General features: G+C 69.3%; 25 protein-coding genes and 2 pseudogenes. 20 read left to right on the forward strand and 7 right to left on the reverse strand.

All coding sequences use genetic code 11. The features are described from left to right. The 6 genes from pheT to AB0M48_RS27305 all read left to right on the forward strand — a co-directional run bounded on the left by pheT (position 1) and on the right by AB0M48_RS27305 (position 5,126). Positions 1-2,478, forward strand: a complete 2,478-nt coding sequence (gene pheT / locus AB0M48_RS27280) for a phenylalanine--tRNA ligase subunit beta (RefSeq protein ID WP_363847097.1) — start codon at positions 1-3, stop codon at positions 2,476-2,478. Positions 2,479-2,700: 222 nt separating this feature from the next. Continuing rightward, positions 2,701-3,141 (forward strand): hypothetical protein, encoded by a 441-nt coding sequence (locus tag AB0M48_RS27285; protein WP_363847099.1) that lies wholly within the window; start codon positions 2,701-2,703, stop codon positions 3,139-3,141. Between the two features lie 3 nt (positions 3,142-3,144). Then, entirely contained in the window at positions 3,145-3,534 is a 390-nt protein-coding gene (locus AB0M48_RS27290) for a hypothetical protein (protein ID WP_363847101.1), read from the forward strand. Further along, a complete protein-coding gene (locus tag AB0M48_RS27295) occupies positions 3,531-3,995 on the forward strand; it encodes a hypothetical protein (protein ID WP_363847103.1) in 465 nt (154 codons plus the stop codon). Before AB0M48_RS27290 ends, AB0M48_RS27295 begins: the two co-directional genes overlap by 4 nt. Beyond that, on the forward strand, positions 3,992-4,345 hold the full coding sequence (locus AB0M48_RS27300) for a hypothetical protein (RefSeq protein WP_363847105.1): 354 nt from the start codon (positions 3,992-3,994) through the stop codon (positions 4,343-4,345). Before AB0M48_RS27295 ends, AB0M48_RS27300 begins: the two co-directional genes overlap by 4 nt. Before the next feature lie 283 nt (positions 4,346-4,628). Continuing rightward, a complete protein-coding gene (locus AB0M48_RS27305) occupies positions 4,629-5,126 on the forward strand; it encodes a hypothetical protein (RefSeq protein WP_363847107.1) in 498 nt (165 codons plus the stop codon). Positions 5,127-5,151: 25 nt separating this feature from the next. Here AB0M48_RS27305 and AB0M48_RS27310 read toward each other — a convergent pair whose 3' ends face one another. Next, positions 5,152-5,820 (reverse strand): DNA alkylation repair protein, encoded by a 669-nt coding sequence (locus tag AB0M48_RS27310; RefSeq protein ID WP_363847109.1) that lies wholly within the window; start codon positions 5,818-5,820, stop codon positions 5,152-5,154. A gap of 146 nt (positions 5,821-5,966) precedes the next feature. Between AB0M48_RS27310 and AB0M48_RS27315 the strand changes: the two genes are divergently transcribed. Continuing rightward, the gene (locus AB0M48_RS27315) at positions 5,967-6,968 is read left to right on the forward strand and encodes a hypothetical protein (RefSeq protein WP_363847111.1); all 1,002 of its coding nucleotides are present in this window, start codon (positions 5,967-5,969) and stop codon (positions 6,966-6,968) included. Here AB0M48_RS27315 and AB0M48_RS27320 read toward each other — a convergent pair. After that, positions 6,934-7,134, reverse strand: coding sequence for a hypothetical protein (locus AB0M48_RS27320; RefSeq protein WP_363847113.1), 201 nt, complete (start codon positions 7,132-7,134; stop codon positions 6,934-6,936). The genes AB0M48_RS27315 and AB0M48_RS27320 overlap by 35 nt on opposite strands. A gap of 83 nt (positions 7,135-7,217) precedes the next feature. Between AB0M48_RS27320 and sthA the strand changes: the two genes are divergently transcribed. Then, the gene (sthA, locus tag AB0M48_RS27325; protein ID WP_363847115.1) at positions 7,218-8,633 is read left to right on the forward strand and encodes a Si-specific NAD(P)(+) transhydrogenase; all 1,416 of its coding nucleotides are present in this window, start codon (positions 7,218-7,220) and stop codon (positions 8,631-8,633) included. On the opposite strand, the gene AB0M48_RS27330 is transcribed toward sthA, so the two are convergent. From AB0M48_RS27330 to AB0M48_RS27340, 3 genes are read right to left on the reverse strand one after another with little or no spacing between them, the layout of a single operon-like run. Continuing rightward, positions 8,634-9,275: a response regulator transcription factor gene (locus AB0M48_RS27330; protein ID WP_363847117.1), complete on the reverse strand. Its 642-nt coding sequence runs from the start codon at positions 9,273-9,275 to the stop codon at positions 8,634-8,636. A gap of 10 nt (positions 9,276-9,285) precedes the next feature. Beyond that, the gene (locus AB0M48_RS27335; RefSeq protein ID WP_363847119.1) at positions 9,286-10,758 is read right to left on the reverse strand and encodes a histidine kinase; all 1,473 of its coding nucleotides are present in this window, start codon (positions 10,756-10,758) and stop codon (positions 9,286-9,288) included. Next, positions 10,755-12,251, reverse strand: coding sequence for a histidine kinase (locus AB0M48_RS27340; RefSeq protein WP_363847121.1), 1,497 nt, complete (start codon positions 12,249-12,251; stop codon positions 10,755-10,757). Before AB0M48_RS27340 ends, AB0M48_RS27335 begins: the two co-directional genes overlap by 4 nt. Positions 12,252-12,368: 117 nt before the next feature. Between AB0M48_RS27340 and argC the strand changes: the two genes are divergently transcribed. From argC to AB0M48_RS27385, 9 genes and pseudogenes are all read left to right on the forward strand, one after another. Further along, positions 12,369-13,382 carry an N-acetyl-gamma-glutamyl-phosphate reductase gene (gene argC, locus AB0M48_RS27345; protein WP_363847123.1) on the forward strand — a complete coding sequence of 338 codons (1,014 nt, stop codon included), beginning with the start codon at positions 12,369-12,371 and terminating at the stop codon, positions 13,380-13,382. Continuing rightward, complete coding sequence (gene argJ / locus AB0M48_RS27350; RefSeq protein ID WP_363847125.1) at positions 13,379-14,551, forward strand: bifunctional glutamate N-acetyltransferase/amino-acid acetyltransferase ArgJ; 1,173 nt, start codon at positions 13,379-13,381, stop codon at positions 14,549-14,551. The genes argC and argJ overlap by 4 nt, the downstream gene beginning before the upstream one ends. Next, the gene (gene argB, locus AB0M48_RS27355) at positions 14,548-15,420 is read left to right on the forward strand and encodes an acetylglutamate kinase (protein ID WP_363847127.1); all 873 of its coding nucleotides are present in this window, start codon (positions 14,548-14,550) and stop codon (positions 15,418-15,420) included. Before argJ ends, argB begins: the two co-directional genes overlap by 4 nt. Before the next feature lie 20 nt (positions 15,421-15,440). Further along, on the forward strand, positions 15,441-16,574 hold the full coding sequence (locus AB0M48_RS27360) for an acetylornithine transaminase (RefSeq protein WP_363847162.1): 1,134 nt from the start codon (positions 15,441-15,443) through the stop codon (positions 16,572-16,574). After that, the gene (argF, locus tag AB0M48_RS27365) at positions 16,571-17,503 is read left to right on the forward strand and encodes an ornithine carbamoyltransferase (protein ID WP_363847129.1); all 933 of its coding nucleotides are present in this window, start codon (positions 16,571-16,573) and stop codon (positions 17,501-17,503) included. The genes AB0M48_RS27360 and argF overlap by 4 nt, the downstream gene beginning before the upstream one ends. Then, positions 17,500-17,985, forward strand: coding sequence for an arginine repressor (locus tag AB0M48_RS27370; protein ID WP_319981950.1), 486 nt, complete (start codon positions 17,500-17,502; stop codon positions 17,983-17,985). Before argF ends, AB0M48_RS27370 begins: the two co-directional genes overlap by 4 nt. 13 nt (positions 17,986-17,998) lie before the next feature. Then, a pseudogene (locus tag AB0M48_RS27375) lies at positions 17,999-18,091 on the forward strand (argininosuccinate synthase); the annotation flags it as partial. 165 nt (positions 18,092-18,256) lie between these two features. Further along, a complete protein-coding gene (argH, locus tag AB0M48_RS27380) occupies positions 18,257-19,648 on the forward strand; it encodes an argininosuccinate lyase (RefSeq protein ID WP_363847131.1) in 1,392 nt (463 codons plus the stop codon). Next, positions 19,638-20,240 carry a DNA-3-methyladenine glycosylase gene (locus AB0M48_RS27385; RefSeq protein WP_363847133.1) on the forward strand — a complete coding sequence of 201 codons (603 nt, stop codon included), beginning with the start codon at positions 19,638-19,640 and terminating at the stop codon, positions 20,238-20,240. Before argH ends, AB0M48_RS27385 begins: the two co-directional genes overlap by 11 nt. Here the strand turns inward: AB0M48_RS27385 and AB0M48_RS27390 are convergent. Next, positions 20,232-21,275, reverse strand: coding sequence for a TIR domain-containing protein (locus AB0M48_RS27390; protein WP_363847135.1), 1,044 nt, complete (start codon positions 21,273-21,275; stop codon positions 20,232-20,234). The two genes, AB0M48_RS27385 and AB0M48_RS27390, sit on opposite strands and share 9 nt — an antisense overlap. A 243-nt stretch (positions 21,276-21,518) precedes the next feature. Here AB0M48_RS27390 and AB0M48_RS27395 point away from each other — a divergent pair. Further along, a pseudogene (locus AB0M48_RS27395) lies at positions 21,519-22,004 on the forward strand (SMI1/KNR4 family protein); the annotation flags it as partial. Positions 22,005-22,398: 394 nt separating this feature from the next. Next, entirely contained in the window at positions 22,399-22,614 is a 216-nt protein-coding gene (locus tag AB0M48_RS27400; RefSeq protein ID WP_363847137.1) for a hypothetical protein, read from the forward strand. Here AB0M48_RS27400 and AB0M48_RS27405 read toward each other — a convergent pair. Then, entirely contained in the window at positions 22,598-22,993 is a 396-nt protein-coding gene (locus AB0M48_RS27405; protein ID WP_363847138.1) for a hypothetical protein, read from the reverse strand. The genes AB0M48_RS27400 and AB0M48_RS27405 overlap by 17 nt on opposite strands. Positions 22,994-23,105: 112 nt before the next feature. Here AB0M48_RS27405 and tyrS point away from each other — a divergent pair, with 112 nt between their 5' ends. Continuing rightward, the gene (tyrS, locus tag AB0M48_RS27410) at positions 23,106-24,380 is read left to right on the forward strand and encodes a tyrosine--tRNA ligase (protein WP_363847140.1); all 1,275 of its coding nucleotides are present in this window, start codon (positions 23,106-23,108) and stop codon (positions 24,378-24,380) included. The last annotated feature ends 520 nt before the right edge of the window (positions 24,381-24,900 follow it).

Raw genomic sequence — 24,900 nt, forward strand, 5'->3', positions numbered from 1 at the left:
ATGCGCGTCCCGGTCAGCTGGCTGGTCGAACACCTCGGTTTCGACGAAGTCCCCACGCCCGACGAACTCGCCGAGGCGTTCACCCGCATCGGCATCGAGGTCGAGGAGGTGAGCCCGCTCGGTCCCGTGACCGGCCCGATCGTCGCCGGTCGCGTCGTCGAGATCGAGGAGCTCACCGAGTTCAAGAAGCCCATCCGCTACTGCAAGGTCGAGGTCGGCCTTGAGCAGGTCAACCAGATCATCTGCGGTGCCACCAACTTCGTCGAGGGCGACTCGGTCGTCGTCGCGCTGCCCGGCGCCGTGCTGCCCGGTGGCTTCGCGATCTCCGAGCGCAAGACGTACGGCCGCGTGTCGCAGGGCATGATCTGCGCCTCCGACGAGCTCGGCATCGGCGACGACCACTCCGGCATCCTCGTGCTGCCCACCGGCACGGCGCAGCCCGGCGACGACGCCCTGGAGCTGCTCGGCCTGAACGACAGCGTCATCGAGCTCGCGCCGACCCCGGACCGCGGCTACGCGTTCTCGGTCCGCGGCCTCGCCCGCGAGATCGCGTGCGCGCTGGACGTGCCGTTCGGCGACCCCGGCGTCGTCGAGATCCCCGAGCCCGAGGGCGAGGCGTGGCCGGTCCACGTCGAGGACCGTCAGGGCTGCTCCCGGTTCGTCGCGCGCCGCGTCACCGGTGTCGACCCGACGGCGCCGACGCCGTGGTGGATGCGCCGCCGCCTGATGCTCGCGGGCATGCGCTCGATCTCGCTGCCGGTCGACGTCACGAACTACGTGATGCTCGAGCTGGGCCAGCCGCTGCACGCGTTCGACGCGTCCTCCCTGTCCGGCGCGCTGACGGTGCGCCGGGCGCTGGCGGGGGAGAAGCTCACGACGCTGGACGACCAGGTCCGCGCGCTCGACGCCGACGACATCGTGATCGCCGACGACTCCGGCGTGATCTCGCTGGCCGGTGTCATGGGCGGTGCGTCGACCGAGGTCGGCGACACCTCCTCGGACATCCTGCTCGAGGCCGCGAACTGGGACCCGGCGTCCATCGCGCGCACGGTCCGCCGGCACAAGCTGCCGTCCGAGGCCGCGAAGCGCTTCGAGCGCACCGTCGACCCGGCTCTCGCGCCCGTCGCGCTGGAGCGGGCCGCGAAGCTGCTCAACCACTACGCCGAGGGCCAGATCAAGCCGGGCCGCACGGACGTGGGCGCGCCCGCCGTGCCCGCGCCGGTGTCGATGCCCATCGACCTGCCCGACCGCATCGCCGGCGTCCGCTACGCGCGGGGCGTCACGGCCCGCCGTCTCGGCCAGATCGGCTGCCAGGTCTCGGTGACGACCTCGGAGGAGGGCCAGACGATCGTCACGGCCGTGCCGCCGACGTGGCGGTCCGACCTCGTGCAGCCCGCCGACCTGGTGGAGGAGGTGCTGCGCCTGGAGGGCTACGACACGATTCCGTCGGTGCTGCCGCCCGCTCCCGCCGGTCGCGGCCTGACCGAGCAGCAGCGCCGTCGCCGCACGGTGTGGCGCACGCTGGCCGAGGACGGGTTCGTCGAGGTCAAGCCGTTCCCGTTCATCGACCCGTCGGTGTTCGACGCCTTCGGCCTGCCGGCGGACGACATCCGGCGCAACACGGTCGGCGTGCTGAACCCGTTGGAGGCGGACAAGAACGTCCTGGCGACGACGCTGCTGCCGGGCCTCCTGGAGACCCTCCAGCGCAACCTCGCCCGTGGTGCGAAGGACGTCGCGCTCTACAACATCGCCCAGGTGACGCTGCCGCGCGCCCAGCAGGTTCCCGTGCCGTCGCTGGGCGTGGACCGCCGGCCGACCGAGGCCGAGCTGGCCTCGCTGCTGGCCGCGCTGCCGAACCAGCCGCTGCACGTCGCCGGTGTCCTCACGGGCCACCGCGAACTGGCCGGCTGGTGGGGCAAGGGCCGCATCGCCGACTGGTCGGACGCCGTCGAGGCCGCCCGTCGCGCCGCTCAGGCCTACGGCGTGCAGCTGCGCGTCGTGGCGTCGGACCTGCTGCCGTGGCACCCCGGCCGTTGTGCCGAGCTGCGGGTCGGCGACTGGCCCGTCGGCCACGCCGGCGAGCTGCACCCGAAGGTGATCGAGGCGCTCGGCCTGCCCAAGCGCACCGTGGCGTTCGAGCTCGACCTCGACGCGCTGCCGCTGGACGACCACCGCCCGGCCCCGGTGGTGTCGGCCTACCCGCCGGTGCTGCTGGACGTGGCCCTGGTCGTGGACGCCTCCGTGCCGGTGCAGTCGGTGTCCGAGGTGCTGGGCGCGTCCGCGGGCGACCTGCTCGAGGACATCCGCCTGTTCGACGTCTACACGGGTGAGCAGGTGGGCGAGGGCAAGAAGTCGCTCGCGTACTCCCTGCGGTTCCGCGCGCCGGACCGCACGCTCACGGTGGAGGAGGCGACTTCGGCCCGCGACGCCGCCGTCGCCGCCGCCGGCGAGCGCCTGGGTGCGGCTCTCCGCGCCTGATCAGTCACACCGCGTGAGGCCCGGGATTCTGCGCGAATCCCGGGCCTTTTCGCGTAAGGACGGTCCTGACCTCCAGTCCGCGTGCGCACGTAACCGATCCATGCCGGTTGCCAACAGTGCCTCCCGGGTCCTCGTTCTTGTGTCTTGTGCACGCTGTGTAGTGATTGAAGGTTCTCCAAACTTGGTGTCGTCCCACCGGGCACCACGCCTCAGGAGAACAACATGCGCAAGCGCACCGCGGTCATCGCAGCAGTCACAGTCCTCGCAGTCGGCGGCGGCGTCGCCTACGCCGCGTGGTCGAGCACCGGTTCCGGCTCCGGTTCCGTTGGCTCCACCACGAGCGTCAACTCCACGATCACCCCGGTCGACGGCGCGGGTGGCCTGTACCCCGGCAAGACCGTCAGCTTCCAGGTGACGATCGACAACCCGAACGACTACGCGGTCGCGGTCACCTCGATCAGCGCGGGCACCTCGGCCCTGACCGCCGGCGGTTGCGCCGCGGGCACCGTCACCAGCCCGGCCGTGAGCAGCCCCGGCACGATCGGCGCCGACGGCTCCGCGACCTTCACGCTCGAGGCGACGATGAACGCCGACGCCGCCGACAACTGCAAGTCCCAGACCTTCTCGTTGCCGCTGACCGCAACGCTCGTCTCGGCTGCCTGAGCCATGCGCCGCGCCCTGATCGTGCTCGCCGTGCTGCTGGTCCTCTCACCGGTCAGCAGTGCGGCGGACAACCCCGCCAAGGCGTTCACGATCGCGGACGCCGGCGCGGCGACGGGGTTGGTCCCCGGTGGGACGGTGACCCGCCCGGTGCGGGTCACCAACCCCAACAACCAGGACATCAAGGTCACCCGGCTCGACACCTCGGTCGGGCGGCCCTCCCCGCACTGCCCGGCGAAGACCGTGACCGTCGACGCCCTCAAAGCGCCGGTCCTCGTCGCCAAGAACGGCTACGCCGACGTGCCGCTGACCGTCCGGATGGCCTTGTCGGCACCGGATGCCTGCAAGAACCTCACCTTCCCCCTCACCTACTCGGGAACGGCGATCAAGCCATGATCAGCTTCAGGGAACTCGTCCGGCGGCGGTACGTCCGCCGGGGCGTCATCGTCCTGGCGGTCGCGACGGCCGCACTCGGTTCCGGCGTCGCCTACGCGGCCTGGACGAGCTCCGGTACCGGCAGCGCCACCACCAAGGCGGGCACCGCACTGGCTCCGGTGGTGACCGGCGGCGCGGTCACCACCGGAGTGCTCTACCCCGGCACCTCGGGCAACGCGGTCGTCACGGTGGCGAACCCCAACCCGTACCCGGTGACGGTCACCTCGATCGCGCCGAACGGTGCCGGCACGTGCGGCGTCTCGTTCGCCGAGCGGTTCCCCGGCACGCAGCTGGCCGCGAACAGCGCCCCGGTGGCCATCACGTTCAGCGTGTCGATGGCTTCGACCGCGCCGAACTCCTGCCAGGGCGCCTCGATCGACGTGCCCGTCGTCGTGACGATCGCGAGCGGGACCGGGGCATGAAGCGCCCGGTGATCGCGGCGGCGGTGCTGTGCCTGCTCGCGGCGCAGCCCGCCTCGGCGGCCTGGCAGACGTCGAAGACGGGGACGGCGCAGGCCAAGGCGGGCACCGTGGAGCCGTTGGTGATCACGTCCTGCGCGAAGGCCGGCAACTCGACCACCGTGAAGTGGGAGGCGGTGCCGGGCGCCGGTTTGTACACAGTAATGTGGCAACAGGGCGGTGGCGGATCCTTCAACAAGGAGTTCTCCACCACCGCTTTGACCTACAACGTGCCTCTCGCGATCGACCGCGTACGAGTCCAAGCCGCGGTCGGCAGCTGGTCCACGAGTCACACGCAGATAAATTGCCCATGAAAGTTCGCTCGATCGGTTGAGTCCCGCAAGTCGGGATTTGGGATCAAATCAGCAGGTGGTAGCCCTGCGTAGCTGTCAAGGTGCCAAAAGTCCCTCATTACAAGGGGAAATCGGCGCCCGTCAGACGCTTGCGCAGTACGTGAAGCTTCTCCAAGATTGGCGGCGCGGCCCGCTAGGGCCGAGGGGCGAAGCGATGAACCACCGGGCGAGTATGGTCGCCGGTCCGGTGGGGAGCTAGAGGCGAACCCACCGCCTGGGAGCAACGACTCTGGAGAGTTGCGCCATGCGTAGTCTGGGTCCGCGCCTTGAGATCGCCGTGTCCTTGACGATCCTCATGGTCGGCGCGGCGGTCGTGGCGGCCATGCACCTCACGTGGCCTGAGCCGCAATCGCCTGCGATGGCGTATTCCGTGAGCAGCGGTGAGTCGGGCATGCAGCAGCTCAAGCCGTTCGAGATCAACGACATCTCCGGTGCTCCCGTGGAGCTCACGCCGGGTGCCGTGGGCGAGCGCAAGGTGCGGCTGTCCAACCCCAACCCCGTCGTCATCATCGTCGAGAGCCTGTCTGCGGTGCCCGGCCAGCCGCTCGACGGCACCCAGCAGCGCGTCGCGGGGTGCCCGTCCGGTGTGTTGTCGGTCGTGCCGCTCACCGACATCGTGGAGATCCCCGCGGGAGGTGCGGTCGAGGTCGCCATGAAGGTCGAGGTCGCCTCCGACGTCCCGGCGGCGTGCGCCGAGCTCGTCTTCCCGCTCACCTACTCGGGTCGTGCGAAGCACGGCTAGGGTGCTCTGCGACCACGTCCGCGCGCTAGAGGTGCTTCAACGCCTCGCGCCGTGACAGCGGCGACAGCCCCGGCCGCGCCTCGACGAACGAGCGCACCCACCCCGGCTCGGTCTTCGCGAACTCCCGCAGCGCCCAGCCGATCCCCTTGCGCAGGAAGAAGTCGGGATCGTCCACGTTGGCGTCGACGCACGCCGCCAGCAGTTCCGCGTCGGTCGCGCCCTTGAACCCGAGCTGGCAGATCACCGACGTCCGGCGGCGCCACCGGTCGGCGTCCACCGACCACTTCAGCATCAACGGCCGCACGACGTCGGGCGTCGAGCGCAACAACGGCCCGATCCGTTTCGACGCGATCTCGTCGACGTAGTCCCACCACGCCCCGGTCACGATCATCTCGTCGAACCACGGCAGCAGATCAACGGACTGGAATCGGCGATCACCGCTCAGCGACAACGCGATGTAGCGCTCCTCGCGACAGGTCGCCTCGCGCCACAACGTCCGGATCGCGTCGAGCCACTCGTCCCGGTCGTGCAACTGGGGCAGCGACTTCAGCAGCGCGACCCGTCCCGGTTTCCGCACGCCCAGGAACGGCATGTCCGACTTCATGTACGCCTGCATCTCCAGTGCCTTCACCGGATCCGCGCGCTCCTCGAGTCCTGCTCGAACCGCCTCGATCAAGGAAACCTCAAGAGTCACGCCCAAACGTTATAGGCATAAGGAGTAGCCCTGTTGAGATTTATGGCCCCATCGGTACCGGAAGTGCTAACGAACGCGCAAAACATCACTTGACCGGGTGCTCAAGTGAACGGAAAGGATGCTTGATCCGGATACAGTTCGCGTTCATGCGCGTGCTCATGGTCGTGGCGGCGCTCGTGCTCGGCAGCATGGGTGCTACCAAAGCGGACACGGTGGATTACCTCGATCTGCCGCTGGTGAACGGAAACGGCGAACAGCGGGGTGGAGTGCACCCCGATCTGCCGTCCGACCGTGCCGCGATCGAGCAGGCGCTGACCGCGTACCGGGCCAAGGGCATCGCGCCGGCGAGGTTCAGGGCGTTGCTGTGGCAGTACTGGATCGTGCGCGCCGCCGAGGAGGCGGGCGTCAACCTGTCCGAGTGGGACCCGCAGCGCTCCGCGGCCTCGAACCGCGCCGTGATCTTCGCCGTCTACGACTTCTACGCGAAGCTCTACCTGACGCACCCGGACACGTTGCGGTGGATGGGTTTCGCGAACATCGGCGCGCCCGCGTTCGCCGCCGGCATGCTCGACCTCGGCACGATCCCGGAACTGCGCTGGTTCTCGTCGATGCTGATGTCGATGCAGAAGCACATCTTCATGGACTTGGGCGCGATGCACGCCGCTTACCTGCACGGTGGCATCAAGGCCGTGGAGGAGCTGCGCGACGCGGGCATCATCGACGCGGACACCACCGCGGCGTGGGCGGATCCGGCGCAGGCCGTCATGGAGTTCTCCTCGCGCGAGCAGAACCTGGTGATCGCCGACCAGTTCGACCGGATGCGGTCCCGGCTGCTGCCGCCCGGCGAGATGGTCACGTACGCGATCACGGTCGCCGGGCCGATGCCCGTTCCCGGCGGGAAGACGCCCGCGCAGTACCGGCCGTTGTTCGGCGGTCCGCTGCCCGCGTTCAACTACGCGGACCGGGTGGCGCGCTGGGACTTCCTGAGCAACGACACGGTGCCCGCCTACGAGCGGCTCGGCAAGGACGCCGTGCACCGGATCGTGCAGCGGCCGTTCGCCGAGCGGGTCGCGGACTACCGGGCCACCGGCCGCCTGCTGGATCTGCTGCCGTTCAGGAGTGGAGAGTCCCGGACCGGAGTTCGCTGAGCACGGTCAGCCGGTCCTCCCCGACGATCCGCCGCGTGGTGACGCGGTCGGGGTGGCAGCGCATGAACATCGAGGTGAAGTGCGTGCCGTAACGGCGGCCGAGCTCGATGTCGTCGCCCGAACCGGTGACGGTCGCGGGAAGACGGAAGGTGTGCAGTCCTGTCATGGACGTACGCACGTCACCATTCATCGCAAGGTTCATATTTCGTTCGGGGGTGGAATCGAATCCGTCTTAGTAGGGTGACGGCCATGACGCCGTACGACTACGACCTGATCGTCATCGGCTCTGGCCCTGGTGGCCAGAAGGCGGCGATCGCGGGTGCGAAACTGGGCAAGCGCGTTGCGATCATCGACAAGCAGGAGATGGTCGGCGGTGTCTGCGCGAACACGGGCACCATCCCGTCGAAGACGCTGCGCGAAGCCGTCATGTTCCTGACGGGCATGAGCCAGCGCGAGCTGTACGGCGCCAGCTACCGCGTCAAGCAGGACATCACGATCACCGACCTGATGGCCCGCACGCAGCACGTGATCGGCCGCGAGGTCCAGGTCGTGCGCGCGCAGCTGCACCGCAACGGCATCGACCTCCTCAACGGCTGGGGCCGCTTCCTCGACGAGCACACCATCGCCGTCGACGGGAGCCACCGCGGCGACCACACCACGATCACCGGCGAGTACATCGTCATCGCGACCGGCACGACACCGGCCCGTCCCTCCGTGGTGGACTTCGACGAGGAGCGGATCCTCGACTCCGACGAGGTCTTCGCGCTGCAGGAGATCCCGGCGTCGCTCGTGGTCGTCGGCGCGGGCGTGATCGGCATCGAGTACGCCTCGATGTTCGCCGCCCTCGGCACGCGGGTGACGGTCGTGGAGCAGCGCGAGCGGATGCTGGACTTCTGCGACCCCGAGATCGTCGAGTCGCTGAAGTTCCACCTGCGCGACCAGGCCGTCACCTTCCGCTTCGGCGAGAAGGTCGTCAACGTCGAGGTGTCGCAGGGCGGCACCATCACGACGCTGGCGTCGGGCAAGCGCATCCCGGCCGCCGCCGTCATGTACTCGGCGGGCCGTCAGGGCACCACCGAGAAGCTGAACCTCGCCGCCGCCGGCATCGAGGCCGACAACCGCGGCCGCCTGTCCGTCGACGAGCACTACCGCACGCCGGTCGAGCACATCTACGCCGTCGGCGACGTGATCGGCTTCCCGGCGCTGGCCGCGACGTCGATGGACCAGGGCCGGCTGGCCGCGTACCACGCGTTCGGCGAGCCGGTGCACGAACTGACCTCGCTGCAGCCGATCGGCATCTACACGATCCCCGAGATCTCCTACTGCGGCGCCACCGAGGCCGAGCTGACCTCGTCCGCGGTGCCGTACGAGGTCGGCATCTCCCGGTACCGCGAGCTCGCGCGCGGCCAGATCGTCGGCGACGCGTACGGCATGCTGAAGCTGTTGGTGTCCACTGTGGACCGCAAGATCCTCGGTGTGCACGTCTTCGGCACCGGCGCCACGGACCTCGTGCACATCGGTCAGGCCGTGATGGGCTGCGGCGGCACGGTCGACTACCTGGTCGACACGGTCTTCAACTACCCGACGCTGTCCGAGGCCTACAAGGTCGCGGCACTGGACGCCACGAACAAGATCCGCGCGCTGGACCGCTTCACGACCCGGTGATCACGACCGGGTGAGACCGGCCTCGTGGGCCACGATGGCGGCCTGCACGCGGTTGGAGCACTCCAGCTTGGGCAGGATCCGGCTGATGTGCGCCTTCACCGTGCCGGTCGCCATGAAGAGCTGCTCGCCGATCTCGGTGTTGGACAGCCCTTCGCCCACGAGCTTCAGCACGCCCCGTTCGGTCTCGGTGAGCGCGTCGATCTTGCGGCGCGCCTCCGGGCCGTCGTCCGGTGCGATGAGGTGCTTCTCGATCAGGCGTTTGGTGATCTGCGGGGCCAGGATCGGTTCGCCCCGCGCGGCCTTGCGGACGGCGTTGATCAGCTCCTGCGGCGGGGTGTCCTTGAGCAGGAACCCGGTCGCGCCGACCTTCAGCGCCTGCGCCACGTAGGAGTCCTCGCCGAACGTCGTGAGCATGACGACGTGGGCCCTCGCCGCGATCTGCTCGGCGGCCTTGAGCCCGTCCCCGCCCGGCATGCGGATGTCGAGCAACGCGACGTCGATCGTGTGCTTCAGCGTCAGCTCGACGGCCTGCCTGCCGTCACCGGCCTCGGCGACCACGGTGATCTCGGGGTCGTTCTCCAGGATCAGCCGGATGCCGGCCCGCATGAGCGTTTCGTCGTCGGCGATGAGAACTCGGATCACGACCAGCAGCCTACGTGCGCTCCTGCTCCTTCGAGGACAACTTGCCGTCGCGGAAGCACAGCTTGTAGGAGAGCTCGGGGTTGTGCGACGTCCGGAACCGCGAGCACCCGTCCACGCCGAGCTGCCCGATGCCGAACTCCTCGAACACGTCCGCTTCGGACGTGACACCCACCCGCAACGAGTCGAAGTACGGCGCGTTCATCTGCGTCGGGTTGAGCAACGCGAAGAGCAGCAACATGATCAGTGCGCCCGCGACCGGCAGCAGCGTCAGCAGCCCGAGGCAGCCACCACCCAGCACGCGCGGCACGGTCAGCACCTCGGCGGCGAGCGGCGGAGGCACCTCCTCGACCTCGGCGGCGGTCAGGTCCGCCTGGGCCGGCGGGTTCAGCGGCACGTCCGCCGCCACCCGGAAACCGCCCTCGACCGGCGGACCCGCGCTGAACGACCCGCCGAGCAGCCCGACGCGTTCCTCCAGCCCGATCAGGCCGCGCCGGGTGCCCTTGCCGGGCGTCGCCGGCGACGGGCCGTTCACCACCTGGATGCGGGCCCGGCCTCCCTGGACCGCGACCTGCACCCGTGTGCGGGCGGACGGCGCGTGCTTGGCGACGTTGGTCAGGGCCTCGCGGACCACCCGGTGCACCGCGCGGCGGGTGCGCTGGTCGGCACCGTGCAGGTCGTCACCGGACCAGTCGAGCGTCGCGCTGAGCCCGGATCCCTCGACCAGCGCGGCGATGTCGGAGCGGGTGCCGGTGTCCTCGTCGAGCGACTCGGGCTCGGGGTTCGTCCGCAGCACGCCGAGGATCTCGCGCAGTTCGGCCATCGCGAGCGACGACGTGGTGCGGATCAGTTCGGCCTGCTCGTGCAGCTGGGGGGCCTTGCGGGCGGTCGTGAGCTCGAGCGCCCCGGCGTGGATGGAGATCAGGCTGAGCCGGTGGCCGAGCATGTCGTGCATCTCGCCGGCGATGTGCGCGCGTTCCTCGGCGCGGGCGGACGCGGCGGTCAGGGCGCGGGCGCGTTCGAGGTACTCGTTGCGTTCCTGCAGCAGCCGGACCATCGGCCTGCGGCGGCCGAGCAGCATGCCCGAGACGGCCGGGAACAGCACGAAGAACACCGAACCGACGATCGCGCCGGTCACGGCCTCCCAGAGCGGCATGCTCCGGTAGCTCTCCTGCAGCTGGCTGAAGGCGGTCTGCAGCAGCGTCATGATCCCGAGCACCGCCCACAACCGGCCCAGGGGCGGGAGGCGGCGGCACGCGGCGAAGACCACGAACGTCGTGATGGCCTGCGCCCACAGGTTGTTCACCGCGAAGAGCGGCGCGGTGAGCAGCAGCGCCCACTCGGGCCTGTCCGGCGCGATCCACACCAGCGCGGCGATCCACACCGCGGTCGCGACCGTCAGCGCGGGATGGGGGACCGGTGCCAGCGGGGCGATCAGCGGCACCAGGCCGACCAGGAACGCGAGCAGCGTCCAGACGTACCTCATCGGGCGAGCTCCCTCTTCGCGGTCATGAGCGCACTGTTCCGGTCGAAGCAGACCTCGAAGTCGCGGTCGTCGGAGCCCTCGACGTGGTAGCGGTAGCACCCGGTGTGGTCCGAGGGGACGCCGAACCCGAACTTCTCGGTGACGTCCTCCTCGTGCGTGACCGACTTCTCGAACTTCTCGAACTCCTCCGGGCTGATCTCGCTGCGGCTGAAGACGGCGACCAGGAGCAGCACGAACGCCGTGCCGAGCGCCGGAACCAGCGAGAGCGTGGCCAGGCAGCCGCTGCCGACCACGCGCGGCATCGTCAGGACCTCGGCGGTGATCGGCGGTGGCGCCTCCGCCACCGCACCCGTCGTACCGGTCTCCTCCTGCACGACGGGGTGCGACGGCAGGTCGGCCAGCACCCGGAACCCGCCGCCCGCCGGTACCCCGGCGAGGAACGACCCGCCGATCAGCTCGACGCGTTCCTCCAGGCCGATGAGCCCGCGCCGGGTGCCGGCCCCCCGGGGTGCCGCGCTGGGACCGTTGGCGACCTCGACCCGCACCCGGTCGGCGACGGTCACAGCCACCCGAGTCCGGGCTGACGGGGCGTGCTTGTGCACGTTCGTGAGTGCTTCACGCACGACCCGATGCACCGCCCTGCGCAGGCGTGCGTCGGCATCGGCCAGATCAGCGCCTGACCAGTCGAGGTACACGGAAAGGCCCGCCGCGGAAGACGCCGCCACGAGCCGTTCGACGTCCGCGCGCGTGCCGGCGTCCTCGTCGTGCTCGGAGGAGGTGCCCAGCACGCCGAGGATCTCGCGCAGTTCCTCCATCGCGACCGCGGACGTCTTGCGGATCAGTTCGACCTGCTCGCGCAGCTCGGGCGCGTGTTCGGCGGCGGACTGCTCCAGCGCGTCCGCGTGTGTGGTCAGCTGCCGGAGCCGATGGCTGAGCATGTCGTGCATCTCGCTGGCGATGTGGGCGCGAGTGGCCGAACGAGCGGTGCTCGCCGTCAACGCGCGCGCGTGTTCCAGGTAGTCGTTGCGCTCCATCAGCACCTGCGTCAACGGCTTGCGCCGCCCGACCAGCGCACCGGACACGGCGGGGAAGATCAGCAGGAACACGACCGAGAACATCGTGCCGAGCAGGTACTCGAAGAGGCTGTCGCCCGCTCGCCACGCGTGCAGGCCGCCGAACGCCGCCTGCAGCACCACCGTGACGCCCACCAGTGCCCACAGCTGGCCCTGCGAACGGATCGACCGCGCCGCGCGGAAGACCACCAGCGACGTCGGGGCGATGGCGAGCAGGTTGTTGACGCCGTTGAGGGGAGCGGTGAGCACGATGGCCCACCGCGGCCAGCGAGCGCTGATCGGCACGAGCGCCGCCGCCCACACCGCGGACGCCACGACCAGCCACCAGTGCACGGGCCTGCCGAGCGGCGCGAACAGCGTCACCAACGCCAGCAGGAGGGCACCTGCCGCCCACAACCCGTCGCGCACCTTCACGTTCACGCGGATCATCATCGTCGACCGCGTTCAGCGCCCCCCAGCGCCAGGTGGCTCCGATCGGGTGGCCAGGTGGCCATGCTCCTGTTGAGTGAGTTTGCATGTCCGTGCATAATCATGCGTATGACAGTGAGGATCGCGGTCGCGGGCGCCAGCGGGTACGCGGGTGGCGAGCTGCTCCGCCTGCTACTCGGCCATCCGGACATCGAGATCGGCGCGCTGACGGCCAACAGCAGCGCCGGCGACAAGCTGCTCAAGCACCAGCCGCACCTCCTGCCGCTCGCCGACCGGGAACTACAAGACACCACAGTCGAGACCCTCAAGGGCCACGACGTGGTGTTCCTCGCACTTCCCCACGGTCACTCAGCCGCGCTGGCCGAGCAACTCGGCGACGACGCGCTCGTGATCGACTGCGGCGCCGACCACCGGCTGACCAGCGCCGACGACTGGAAGCGGTGGTACGGCGGTGAGCACGCGGGCACCTGGCCGTACGGGCTCCCCGAACTTCCCAACGGGCGGGACGCGCTCGTCGGCGCACGCCGCGTCGCCGTTCCCGGCTGCTACCCGACGGTGTCCTCGCTGGCCCTGGCTCCGGCCGTCGACCTCATCGAGGACGAGGTCGTCATCGTCGCCGTGTCGGGCACCAGTGGCGCCGGCAAGTCGTTGAAGACGAACCTGCTCGGTTCCGAGGTCATGGGGTCGGCCAGCGCGTACGGCGTCGGCGGCGCCCACCGGCACACGCCCGAGATCACCCAGAACCTGAGCGCCGCGGCGGGCCGGCCGATCAAGGTCAGCTTCACGCCGGTGCTCGCGCCGATGTCCCGCGGCATCCTCGCGACCTGCACTGCTTCCCTGAAAGACACCGCAAACGTTCGCGAGGCCTACGAGAAGGCGTACGCGGACGAGCCGTTCGTGCACTTGCTGCCCGAAGGTCTCTGGCCGACGACGAACGCCGTTCTCGGTTCGAACGCCGTCCAGCTGCAAGTCACCGTCGACGAGGACCTGAACCGGCTCGTGGTCGTGGCCGCTGTCGACAACCTGGCCAAGGGCACCGCCGGTGCCGCTGTCCAGTGCATGAACCTCGCTCTCGGACTGCCGGAAACGACCGGCCTCTCGACTGTTGGAGTCGCTCCGTGAACCGCAACAAGGGCGTCACCGGACCCCAGGGCTTCCGGGCCGCCGGGATCGCCGCCGGAATCAAGGAATCCGGCGCTCTCGACCTGACGCTCGTCGTGAACGACGGGCCCTCCGACGCCGCCGCGGGTGTGTTCACCACGAACAAGGTGAAGGCCGCACCGGTGCTGTGGTCGCAGCAGGTGATCCAGTCCCGGCGCCTCACCGCGGTCGTGCTCAACTCCGGCGGCGCCAACGCGTGCACCGGCCCCGAAGGTTTCCAGGACACCCACGCCACCGCGGAGAAGGTCGCCGAGGTGCTCGGCACGGGGGCCGTCGACGTCGCGGTCTGCTCCACCGGCCTGATCGGTGAGCGCCTCCCGATGGACAAGATCCTGACCGGCGTCGAGAACGTCGCGAAGGAACTGGACTCCACGGTGGAGGCCGGGCTCAACGCCGCCACCGGCGTCATGACCACGGACAGCCGCCCCAAGCAGTCGTGGAAGGCCTCCGAGCAGGGCTGGTCGGTCGGCGGGTTCGTGAAGGGCGCGGGCATGCTCGCCCCGAACATGGCCACGATGCTGTCGGTCATCACCACCGACGCCAAGATCTCCGGCGACTCGCTGGACAAGGCGTTGCGCCTGGCCACGGGCCGCACGTTCGACCGGCTCGACGTCGACGGCGGCACGTCCACCAACGACACGGTGCTGGTGCTGGCCTCGGGCGCCTCGGGTGTCGAGCCCTCGTTCGAGGACTTCACCGCGTTGCTGACCGAGGTCGCGGGGGACCTGGTCAAGCAGCTCCAGGGCGACGCCGAGGGCGTGACGAAGGAAATCAGCATCACCGTCAAGCAGGCCGCCACCGAGGCCGAGGCCGTCCACATCGGACGGACCGTCGCCGAGGACAACCTGGTGAAGACCGCACTGTTCGGCAGCGACCCGAACTGGGGCCGCATCGCGATGGCGCTCGGCCGCGCGGACGCCGAGATCGACCCGGACGTGCTGCAGATCCTGATCAACGGCGTGTCGTTGTACCGCAACGGGACCCGCGACCGCGACCGCGGCGAGGCCGACCTGTCCGGCCGCGACATCGAGATCGTCATCGACCTCAACGTCGGCGAGGCCGAAGCCACGGTGCTCACCACCGACCTGTCCCACGACTACGTCGAAGAGAACAGCGCTTACTCCTCATGAACGCACAAGAGAAGGCGGCAGTCCTCGTCGAGGCGCTGCCGTGGCTGGAGCGTTTCCGCGGCGCGCTCGTGGTCGTCAAGTACGGCGGCAACGCCATGGTCGACGACGAGCTGAAGAAGGCGTTCGCCGAGGACATGGTGTTCCTGCGACTGTGCGGCCTGCGTCCGGTCGTCGTGCACGGCGGCGGCCCGCAGATCAAGTCCATGCTGGACAGGCTCGGCATCCACAGCGAGTTCCGCGGCGGCCTGCGCGTGACGACGCCGGAGGCCATGGACGTCGTGCGGATGGTCCTGGTCGGGCAGGTGGGGCGTGAGCTCGTCGGCCTGATCAACCAGCACGGCCCTTACGCCGTCGGCATCTCCGGTGAGGACGCGCACCTGTTCACGGCCACGCGCCGCGGTGCGATCGTGGACGGCGAAGAGGTCGACATCGGCCTCGTCGGCGACATCACCGAGGTCAACCCGGACGCGGTGCTCGACATCGTGCGCGCGGGCCGCATCCCGGTCGTGTCGTCGGTCGCCCCGGACGTCCACGGCGTGCCGCACAACGTCAACGCGGACACGGCAGCCGGCGCTCTCGCGGTCGCTCTCGGCGCCGAGAAGCTCGTCGTGCTGACCGATGTCGAGGGCCTGTACGCGAACTGGCCGGACAGGTCGTCGCTGCTGAACCAGATCCGGGCCTCCGAGCTGGAGAAGATCTTGCCGGACCTGGAAAGCGGCATGGTGCCGAAGATGGAGGCCTGCCTGCGCGCGGTGCGCGGCGGGGTCCCGCAGGCGCACGTGATCGACGGCAGGCTGGCCCACTCGGTGCTGCTGGAAGTCTTCACCACTGAAGGTGTCGGAACGATGGTCTTGGGGGACAGCAAGTGACCTCGCGGTGGCAACAGTCCATGATGGACAACTACGGCACACCTTCACTGCAGCTGGAACGCGGTGAGGGCGCGCACGTCTGGGACGCGGACGGAAACCGTTACGTCGACCTGCTGACCGGCCTCGCCGTCAACGCCCTGGGCCACGCCCACCCGGCGATCGTCGAGGCGGTGTCCACGCAGATCGCGAAGCTCGGCCACACCGGCAACCTGTACGTCAACGAGCCCGCGCTGAAGCTCGCCGAACGCCTGCTGGACCTCGCGGGGGAGCCCGGCAAGGTCTTCTTCTGCAACTCCGGCGCCGAGGCCAACGAGGCCGCGCTCAAAATGGCCCGCCTGACCGGCCGCACGAAGATCGTCTCCACGATCGGTGGGTTCCACGGCCGCACGATGGGCGCGCTGACGCTCACCGGCCAGGAGGCGAAGCGCGCGCCGTTCGCACCGCTCGTGCCCGGTGTCTCGCACATCCCGTTCGGTGACGTGGCAGCGCTCGAGGCCGCGATCGGCGACGACACCGCGGCGTTCATCGTCGAGCCGATCCAGGGCGAGCAGGGCGTCATGGTGCCGCCCGCCGGCTACCTGCAGGAGGCCCGCCGGATCACCGCCGAGCACGGCGCGCTGTTCATCCTCGACGAGGTGCAGACCGGCATCGGCCGCCTCGGCACGTGGTTCGCGTTCCAGCAGGCCGGAATCGTGCCCGACGTCATGACGCTCGCCAAGGGCATCGGCGGCGGCCTGCCGCTGGGCGCCACGATCGGCTTCGGCGCGGCGGCGGAGCTGTTCAAGCCCGGTCACCACGGCACGACGTACGGCGGCAACCCGGTGTGCTGCGCCGCCGGGCTCGCGGTGCTCGACACGATCGCCTCGGAAGGCCTGCTGGAGCACGCCTCGTCCGTGGGCAAGGAGATCGCCGCGGGTGTGGAGGCGTTGCACCACCCCGCGATCTCCGGAGTCCGGGGAGCGGGTCTGCTGCTCGGCATCACGCTGCGCGAGGCGGTCTCGGCGAAGGCCGCGGCGGCCGCGCAGAAGGCCGGTTACCTGATCAACCCGATCCAGCCCGACGTGCTGCGGCTGGCTCCGCCCCTGGTGCTGGAAGAGTCCGACGCGCAGGCCTTCGTCGCCGCGCTTCCCACTTTCTTCGAGGAGACGCCGTGAGCCCGAGGCACTTCCTGCGCGACGACGACCTCTCCACCGAGGAGCAGGCGGCCGTTCTCGACCTGGCCGACACCTACAAGGCGGACCGGTTCACCGCGAAGCCGCTGGCTGGCCCCAAGTCCGTTGCCGTGATCTTCGAGAAGAACTCCACGCGCACCCGGCTGTCGTTCGAGGTCGGCATCGCGCAGCTCGGCGGCAACCCGGTGATCATCGACGGCCGGTCGATGCAGCTGGGCCGCGAGGAGACGATCGAGGACACCTCGCGGATCCTGTCCGGGTACGTGGACGCCGTGGTGTGGCGGACGTTCGCCCAGGCCCGCATGGAGGCGATGGCCTCCGTGTCGCGCATTCCCGTGGTGAACGCGCTTACCGACGAGTTCCACCCGTGCCAGGTGCTCGCGGACCTGCAGACGATCCGCCGCCGTTACGGCAAGCTGGCCGGTCTGACGCTGACGTACCTGGGCGACGGCGCCAACAACATGGCGCACTCGCTGCTGCTCGGCGGTGCCACGGCCGGTATGCACGTCCGGATCGGCGCACCCGCCGGCTTCGTGCCGAACCCGCAGTTCCTGGAGGACGCCAAGAAGCGGGCCGCCGAGACCGGCGGTTCGGTGGCGTTGATCAGCGACCCGCGCGAGTCGGTCGACGGGTCGGACGTGCTGGTCACCGACACCTGGACGTCGATGGGGCAGGAGAACGACGGCAAGGACCGCGTCGGCCCGTTCCGCCCGTACCAGGTGAACGCCTCGTTGCTGGAGGCGACGGGCAAGCCCGACTCGACGGTGCTGCACTGCCTGCCCGCGCACCGCGGCTGGGAGATCACCGACGAGGTGCTCGACGGCCCGCAGTCGCTGGTGTGGCAGGAAGCGGAGAACCGGCTGCACGCGCAGAAGGCGTTGCTCGTGTGGTTGCTGGAGCAGTCGTCATGACCCGCACCGCCCGTCAGGGCCGCATCGTCGAGGTGGTGTCGCAGCGTGCCGTGCGCAGCCAGTCCGAGCTCGCGAAACTGCTTGCGGCGGAAGGCATCGACGTCACGCAGGCCACGTTGTCGCGCGACCTCGACGAGCTCGGCGCGGTCAAGCTGCGCGGCCCTGACGGCGGTGCGCCGGTCTACGTGATCCCCGAGGACGGCAGTCCCGTGCGCGGCGTCCAGGGCGGCACGACGCGCCTGGTCCGCGTGCTGGGCGAGCTGCTGGTGTCGACGGACTACTCCGGCAACCTCGCGGTGCTGCGGACTCCGCCCGGTGCCGCGCAGTTCCTTGCCTCCGCGCTGGACCGCGCGGCGTTGCACGAGGTCGTCGGCACGATCGCGGGTGACGACACGATCCTGGTCGTGGCCCGCGAGCCGATGACCGGATCCGAGCTCGCCGACCGGATCACCGCGCTGGCCTCGGGTTCCGTCGATGAATGAGCCCGTCCACGCCGTTCTGACGTTCGACGCGGGTGTCCCGGTGGCGGTGGACGGCGAGACCGTCTCCGTCGCCGAGGCCGTCCGCGAGCTCAACTTCCGCGCCGGCGTCGTCAGGTCCAGCCTGGGCTCGGTCGCCGTGCGGGTCGCGCGGATGGCCTTGCCGTCGGGTTCCGGCGAGGTCGACGTCGCGCTGTACCAGGGGCGCGTCGTCGGGCTGGTGGCCCGTTCGGAAGAATCGCTCTACGACTTCGCTAGCTGAAAGTTGCGTGCAATGAGTTCTTTGTGGGGTGGCCGGTTCGAGTCGGGACCGGCCGAGGCGATGGCACGGCTGTCGCTGTCGACGCACTTCGACTGGCGGCTCGCGCCGTACGACATCGCGGGCTCGCGCGCGCACGCCCGTGTGCTGCACGCCGCGGGTCTGCTGTCGGACGAGGAGCTCGCCGGCATGCAGAAGGCGCTGGACGAGCTGCTCGCCGACGTCGAGTCCGGCGCGTTCACCCCGGTGCTGGAGGACGAGGACGTCCACACGGCGCTGGAGCGGGGCCTGATCGACCGCGCCGGCACCGAGCTCGGCGGCAAGCTGCGCGCCGGCCGTTCCCGCAACGACCAGGTCGCCACGTTGTTCCGCATGTGGCTGCGTGACGCCGCCCGCCGTGTCGCCGCCGGTGTGCTGGACGTCGTCGACGCCCTGGCCGCGCAGTCCGAGACGCACTTCGGCGCCGTCATGCCGGGCCGCACGCACCTGCAGTCCGCCCAGCCCGTGCTGCTCTCGCACCACCTGCTGGCGCACGCCCACGCGTTGCTGCGCGACGTCGACCGCCTGCACGACTGGGACAAGCGCGCCGGGTTCTCCCCGTACGGCTCGGGCGCGCTGGCCGGTTCCTCGCTCGGCCTGGACCCGGCGAAGGTGGCCGCCGACCTGGGCTTCTACGCCCCGGTCGAGAACTCGATCGACGGCACCGCCTCCCGCGACTTCGCCGCCGAGATCGCCTTCGTGCTGGCCATGATCAGCGTGAACCTCTCCCGCGTGGCCGAGGAGATCATCATCTGGACCACCGCCGAGTTCCGCTTCGCGGTGCTCGACGACGCCTGGTCCACCGGCAGCTCGATCATGCCGCAGAAGAAGAACCCGGACGTCGCCGAACTCGCGCGCGGCAAGTCGGGCCGCCTGATCGGCAACCTGGCGGGCCTCCTGGCCACGCTGAAGGCCCAGCCCCTGGCCTACAACCGCGACCTGCAGGAGGACAAGGAGCCCCTGTTCGACTCGGTCGAGCAGCTCGAACTCCTCCTCCCGGCCTTCGCGGGCATGGTGGCGACGTTGAAGTTCGACGTCGACCGCATGGCGTCCTTGGCTCCGGCCGGCTTCACGCTGGCCACGGACATCGCGGAATGGCTTGTGCGCCAAGGCGTCCCGTTCCGAGTGGCCCACGAGGCAGCCGGCGCGTGCGTCCGCGCGGCCGAGACCCGCGGCGTAGGCCTGGAAGACCTGACCGACGACGAGTTCCGCGCCATCTCACCCGCCCTGACCCCCGAGGTCCGCTCGGTGCTCACCGTCGAGGGCTCGATCGCGTCGCGCGACGCCCACGGCGGCACGGCACCCGTACGCGTCCGCGAACAGCTCGACGCACTCGTGGCAAAGGCTGCTTCCGCACGTGAGTTCTAGGCTCCTGACCAGGGAGGAGCTGGCCATCGACCCGGTCGATGCGTCCCGGCTCCTCCTCGGGTCCTTTCTCGAAGCCGGCGGCGTGCGCGTGCGCATCGTCGAGGTGGAGGCGTACCGGGGAGGCGACGACCCGGCGTCCCACTGCTACCGCGGCAAGACCCCTCGCAACGAGGTCATGTTCGGCCCGGCCGGCTTCCTGTACGTCTACTTCGTCTACGGCATGCACTTCTGCGCCAACGTCGTGACCCTGACCGACGGCGTACCGGGCGCGGTGCTGTTGCGCGCGGCCGAGGTCGTTTCGGGCGAGGACATCGCCTTCTCTCGCCGCCCTGCTTCGCGTTCCGCGGCCGAACTGGGCAAAGGACCCGCACGGCTGTGCAAGGTCCTCGGGCTGGATCGTTCTCAGAACGGCGTGGACCTGACCTCTCCTGACTCGCCCGTGCGGTTGTATGCGGGTGAGCCGGCGACGAAGGTGCACGCGGGTCCGCGCGTCGGTGTGGCCGTGGCGATGGACGTGCCTTGGCGGTTCTGGATCGACTCACCGGCCGTGTCGACGTACAAGAGAGGCGGCAAGCGCCGCTCGTCAGCGTGACAGCCTCTCCAGCGCCGCCTTGAACTCCTGCTCCAACGACGGCTCCACCTCGAACACCAGCGGCACCGTCATGTCGATCCGCTCCCCGGCGGTCAACCGCTCGACCAGGGTGTCCGCCACCTCGCGCAGATCCCGCGCCACCGCGTGCATGGCTTCCAGCTGCCGGTCCGCGAACCGCGCCTGCACCCGAGCGGCGGCACGGGCGGGCTCGTGCGCGTAGCTGGTCCCGTGGATGCCCCGCGCCCAGTCGAGGATCTCGTCGAACGTGCGCACGAACAACTCGCCGAGGTGCACGATCCGGTCCGCGTCGCCCGCCTCGCCGGCCCTGCCGAACGCGGCCTCCTGGGTGCCGGCGGTGAAGACGGACTCCACGGCGACCTTGATGATCTCGCCCAGCAGCACGTTGCGGTCGCGGATCAGGTCGATGCCGTTGCCGTGCTCGACGATGCCGTTGCGCGGCGAGTAGCGGAGGAAGTGCTCGCGGTACTTCTGCTGGAGATCGGCAAGCCCTTGCGCCACAACGGTTGCGTAGAGGAGGTATTCCCAGCCGCGTGGCTTCTCCCTGACCAGCGCGGCCACCGACTTGGGGGTGATCGGGGTCGACGAGGTGAACTCGGCGCGGTGCTGGGCGAGCTTCTGCACGACGGACTGCGCGATCACTTCGGTGTCGTGCACGCGGAGGTCCAGGTAACCGATGCTGGACAGCAGGCCGGGCACCTCGGTGTCGTCGAGCTTGATGGGCAGCAGGTACTCGTTCTGCTGCCCAAGAGCTCGTGCCTGCGCGGTCTTGCGTTCGTGCCGTGCCCAGTTGTGTTCGACGTAGTGCCGTGAAGCGAACATCAGCACGTAGCGGACCTTGTGCGTCAACGTCTCCGCGATGTGCTCGACCAGGTCGAGGCCCCACCGCGCGACGACCTGGTCCTCGTCGTAGTAGACCTTGACGCCGAGCTCCTCCAAGCGCCGGACGACCGGCTCGACCTGGGCGCGGTCCTGCTCGGCGAACGATGGGGCGACGTCGAACTCGTACTCGGCCACCGGGCTAAGGTACGGGCCCGTTCGACGTCCTGGGGGGACAACGTGGAGAAGAAGCTGGCCGCAGTAGCGGCCGAACTCGTCGCCGAGGTCAAGGCGGGGTGGGACTATCTGACGCTGCGCGCCATGTGCGAAAGCGGGTACACGAACTCACGTGTCTCAGCCGGTCCGTCAGACGATCAGACACGCGTACACCACCTCAAGTCGTTGGCCGCGCTCGGCGATGACGGAAACGTGGTCGTCGAGATGCGAGTGGAGCCGGACGGTGCGTTCACAGCGCTCCTGACCGACGGCATCGACCAGGGCACCGGCTACCTGCCGCCGAGCTACACCGTCGTGTTGGAACCACGGCCACGTCACGTCATTCCGCCGTACGAGCGGACCGAGGTGCCGGCGACCGGCCCGTTGGCGGCCGTCGAGGCCGAGCTCGGCGTGCCGCTGCCGGCCGAGGTGCACGAGCTGTACCGCAGCGGTGTCACTGATTTCGGCGACCACGTGCTGCTGCCCGCGGACGAGATCCTGACTGTACGACAACAACTTCTGGACAACGAGGCTCTCTTGGCGCACGACCCGGGCAACTGGGCTGAGCCGATCCCGTGCACCGCGCCCCGAGACGCCGTGCGGCTCGTCGGCCACCATCCGCTCTGGGTGCCGATCGTGCGGTATCCGTCCGGCGAGACCCTGTGCGTCGACCTCGCTCCCGGCCCGCGTGGTCGCGTCGGCCAGGTCATCCAGCCTTCCCTGGGCTGCTACCCGCTCGAACTCCTCGCGGACTCGGTGACCGAGTGGCACCGTTCGCCCGAACGCCCCGAGTCGTCCGGCATGAAGGGTCACTTCGACGTCACGGACTACGAGGTCGACGTGGTCGCTTACCTGGTGAACGAGTTCCCGACGGTGCGTGAGCTCGGCCTGCACGAGCTGCGCGACGTTGATCTGGCGCCGCTTGCGAGCATGGCGGACCTGCAGGACCTGAAACTGAGCGGAGGGAGTCTGCAGCTCGAAGCCCTGGCCCATCTGCCGCTGGAACATCTCGAAATCACCGCGACAGACGTCACCGTGCCCGCGTTCCAGCGGCTGACCCGCCTCAAGATCGAAGGTGCGCCTGTCGAACTGCACCGAGTTGCCGATGCTGCGCGTCCTCGACGTGTCCCGCGCGGACGTGGACGTCGAGTCGTTGCCGCAGGTCGATCACCTGACGCTGAACACCGAGCAGTGGCGGCGGTGCACCGTGCGCCCCGCCGCCGCCACACTCACCGGCGAACGCTCGCTCGCCAAGGCTCTCGACTGGGCCGGGAGCCTTGGCGTGGAGTTGCCGCGCCGCGTCGTCAGCGGCCGGCCGTAGTCCTGCGGTACCAGGCGCGCCGGTGTCCGGAGGGCAGCGCGACGCGAGTGATCAGGTTGGTCAGCAACGCACCGATGATCAGCCACAAGAGAGCGGCCAGGCCCTCGTTGAGGAGCGTCGCCGCGGAGGCGTTCTCCGGTGTGAAGAGACCGTCGAGGCCGAGCGTGATCCCGTCCGCCCAGCCCGCGACGAACTGGAAGAACCCGTTGGTGGCGTTCGCACCCGTGATCACCAGGAAGATGTGCACCAACAGCACGATGGCGAACGTCCAGCACACGATGTCGATGACCGCGCAGACGGTTCGCACCGTCCGCACCCTTCGGTAGTCGTCGTCGCGCTCGACGACCTCTTCGACCACCGGTTCGTTCACGCGCGGCATGCGCTCGGTAGGCCGGCGTAACTCCGAATCACGTGGGTCCGTCATGGCCTCCGCATACCCGTCCGCCTACCAGGTCGAAACCCGTTGGACCAGGTAGGCGACAATGACAGCCGTGAGCGAGCACATCCTTGACGAACTGTCCTGGCGCGGCCTGATCGCGACGTCCACCGACCTCGACGCACTCCGGAAGGACCTGGACGCCGGCCCGCTCACGCTCTATTGCGGTTTCGACCCGACGGCGCCGTCGCTGCACGCCGGCAACATGGTCCCGCTGCTCATGCTCAGGCGCTTCCAGCGGGCGGGGCACCGGCCGATCGTGATGGCGGGTGGCGCCACGGGCATGATCGGCGACCCGCGCGACACCGGTGAGCGCACGCTGAACTCGCTGGACACCGTCGCCGAGTGGGCCGATCGCATCCGCGGTCAGCTGGAGCGGTTCGTCGACTTCGACGACTCGCCCACGGGCGCGATCGTCGAGAACAACCTCAACTGGACCGGCCAGGTCAGCGCGCTGGAGTTCCTGCGCGACGTCGGCAAGCACTTCTCGGTCAACGTCATGCTGTCCCGGGAGACCGTGAAGCGGCGCCTCGAGGGCGACGGCATGTCGTACACCGAGTTCAGCTACCTGCTGCTGCAGTCGAACGACTACCTGGAGCTGCACCGCAAGTACGGCACCGCGCTGCAGGTCGGCGGCTCGGACCAGTGGGGCAACATCGTCGGCGGTGTCGACCTCATCCGCCGGGTCGAGGGCAAGCACGTGCACGCCCTGACCGCGCCGCTGGTCACCGATGCCGAGGGCCGCAAGTTCGGCAAGTCCACCGGTGGCGGCAGCGTGTGGCTCGACCCGGAGCTGACGTCGCCGTTCGCCTGGTACCAGTACTTCGTGAACGTCGACGACGTCACGGTGCTGAACTACCTCCGCCTGTTCACGTTCCTCACGCGTGAGGAACTCGACGAGCTGGAGAAGCAGACCGCGGAGGCGCCGCACCAGCGGGCCGCTCAGAAGCGTCTCGCGCAGGAGTTCACCGACCTGGTGCACGGAGAGCGCGCGACGCAGCAGGTCATCCTCGCGTCGTCGGCGCTCTTCGGCCGGGGCGAGCTGCGTGACCTCGACGCGTCCGTGCTGGAAGCGGCGCTGGCCGAGGCGCCCAAGGGCAAGGTGCGGCTGGCGGACGAGCCCACGATCGTCGACCTGCTGATCGCGTCGGGCCTGGCCGAGAGCCGGGGTGCCGCGCGGCGGACGGTCAACGAGGGCGGTGCCTACGTGAACAACGCGAAGGTGACCGACGAGGAGTGGAAGCCGGCGTCGTCGGACCTGCTCCACGGCAAGTGGCTGGTGCTCCGCCGCGGCAAGCGGAACAACGCTGGCGTCGAGGTAGAGCTCTGACCTGCATGTTCTGGTCGTAGGAGGCCGCCGGTCCCACTCGGGACCGGCGGCCTCCGATGTTTCTGACTGTGATCGCGGTCACAGTGTGCCGGGATCGAGCCTGGGATAGCGTGTTCATGGGTCCTGTACGGGGCTGCTGACCTGCGGTTTCTGATCGTGGGCGGCCGTGATGTCCCCGATTTGACCCTGCGTTGGCGTGCGTGTAACTTTCTCCATGTCAGCGAGGAACGGGCCGGGAACACCGGAACGGAGCGCGACACAGATCACGAACCAAGCTTCCACAGACTGTGGTAGAGTGGGTGATCTAGAAACGACGAAGACCCAGCCGGTAGCTCGTCTGAGCTCAGAGGCCAAGGGCGTCGGAAGTTTCAACCACAAAGCTTAAGTACGACACAGCCCCGGAAGCGACTCTCTTCGGAGATTAGCTGCGGTGTGCGCGTGTTCTTTGAGAACTCAACAGCGTGCCGAAACACAGCCAGTAATATATGAATTACCTCCTCGTCGAGGTAGTTCCTTTGAG

Origin of the sequence: Lentzea sp. NPDC051208 (assembly GCF_040682435.1) — a bacterium.
GTDB lineage: Bacteria > Actinomycetota > Actinomycetes > Mycobacteriales > Pseudonocardiaceae > Lentzea > Lentzea kristufekii.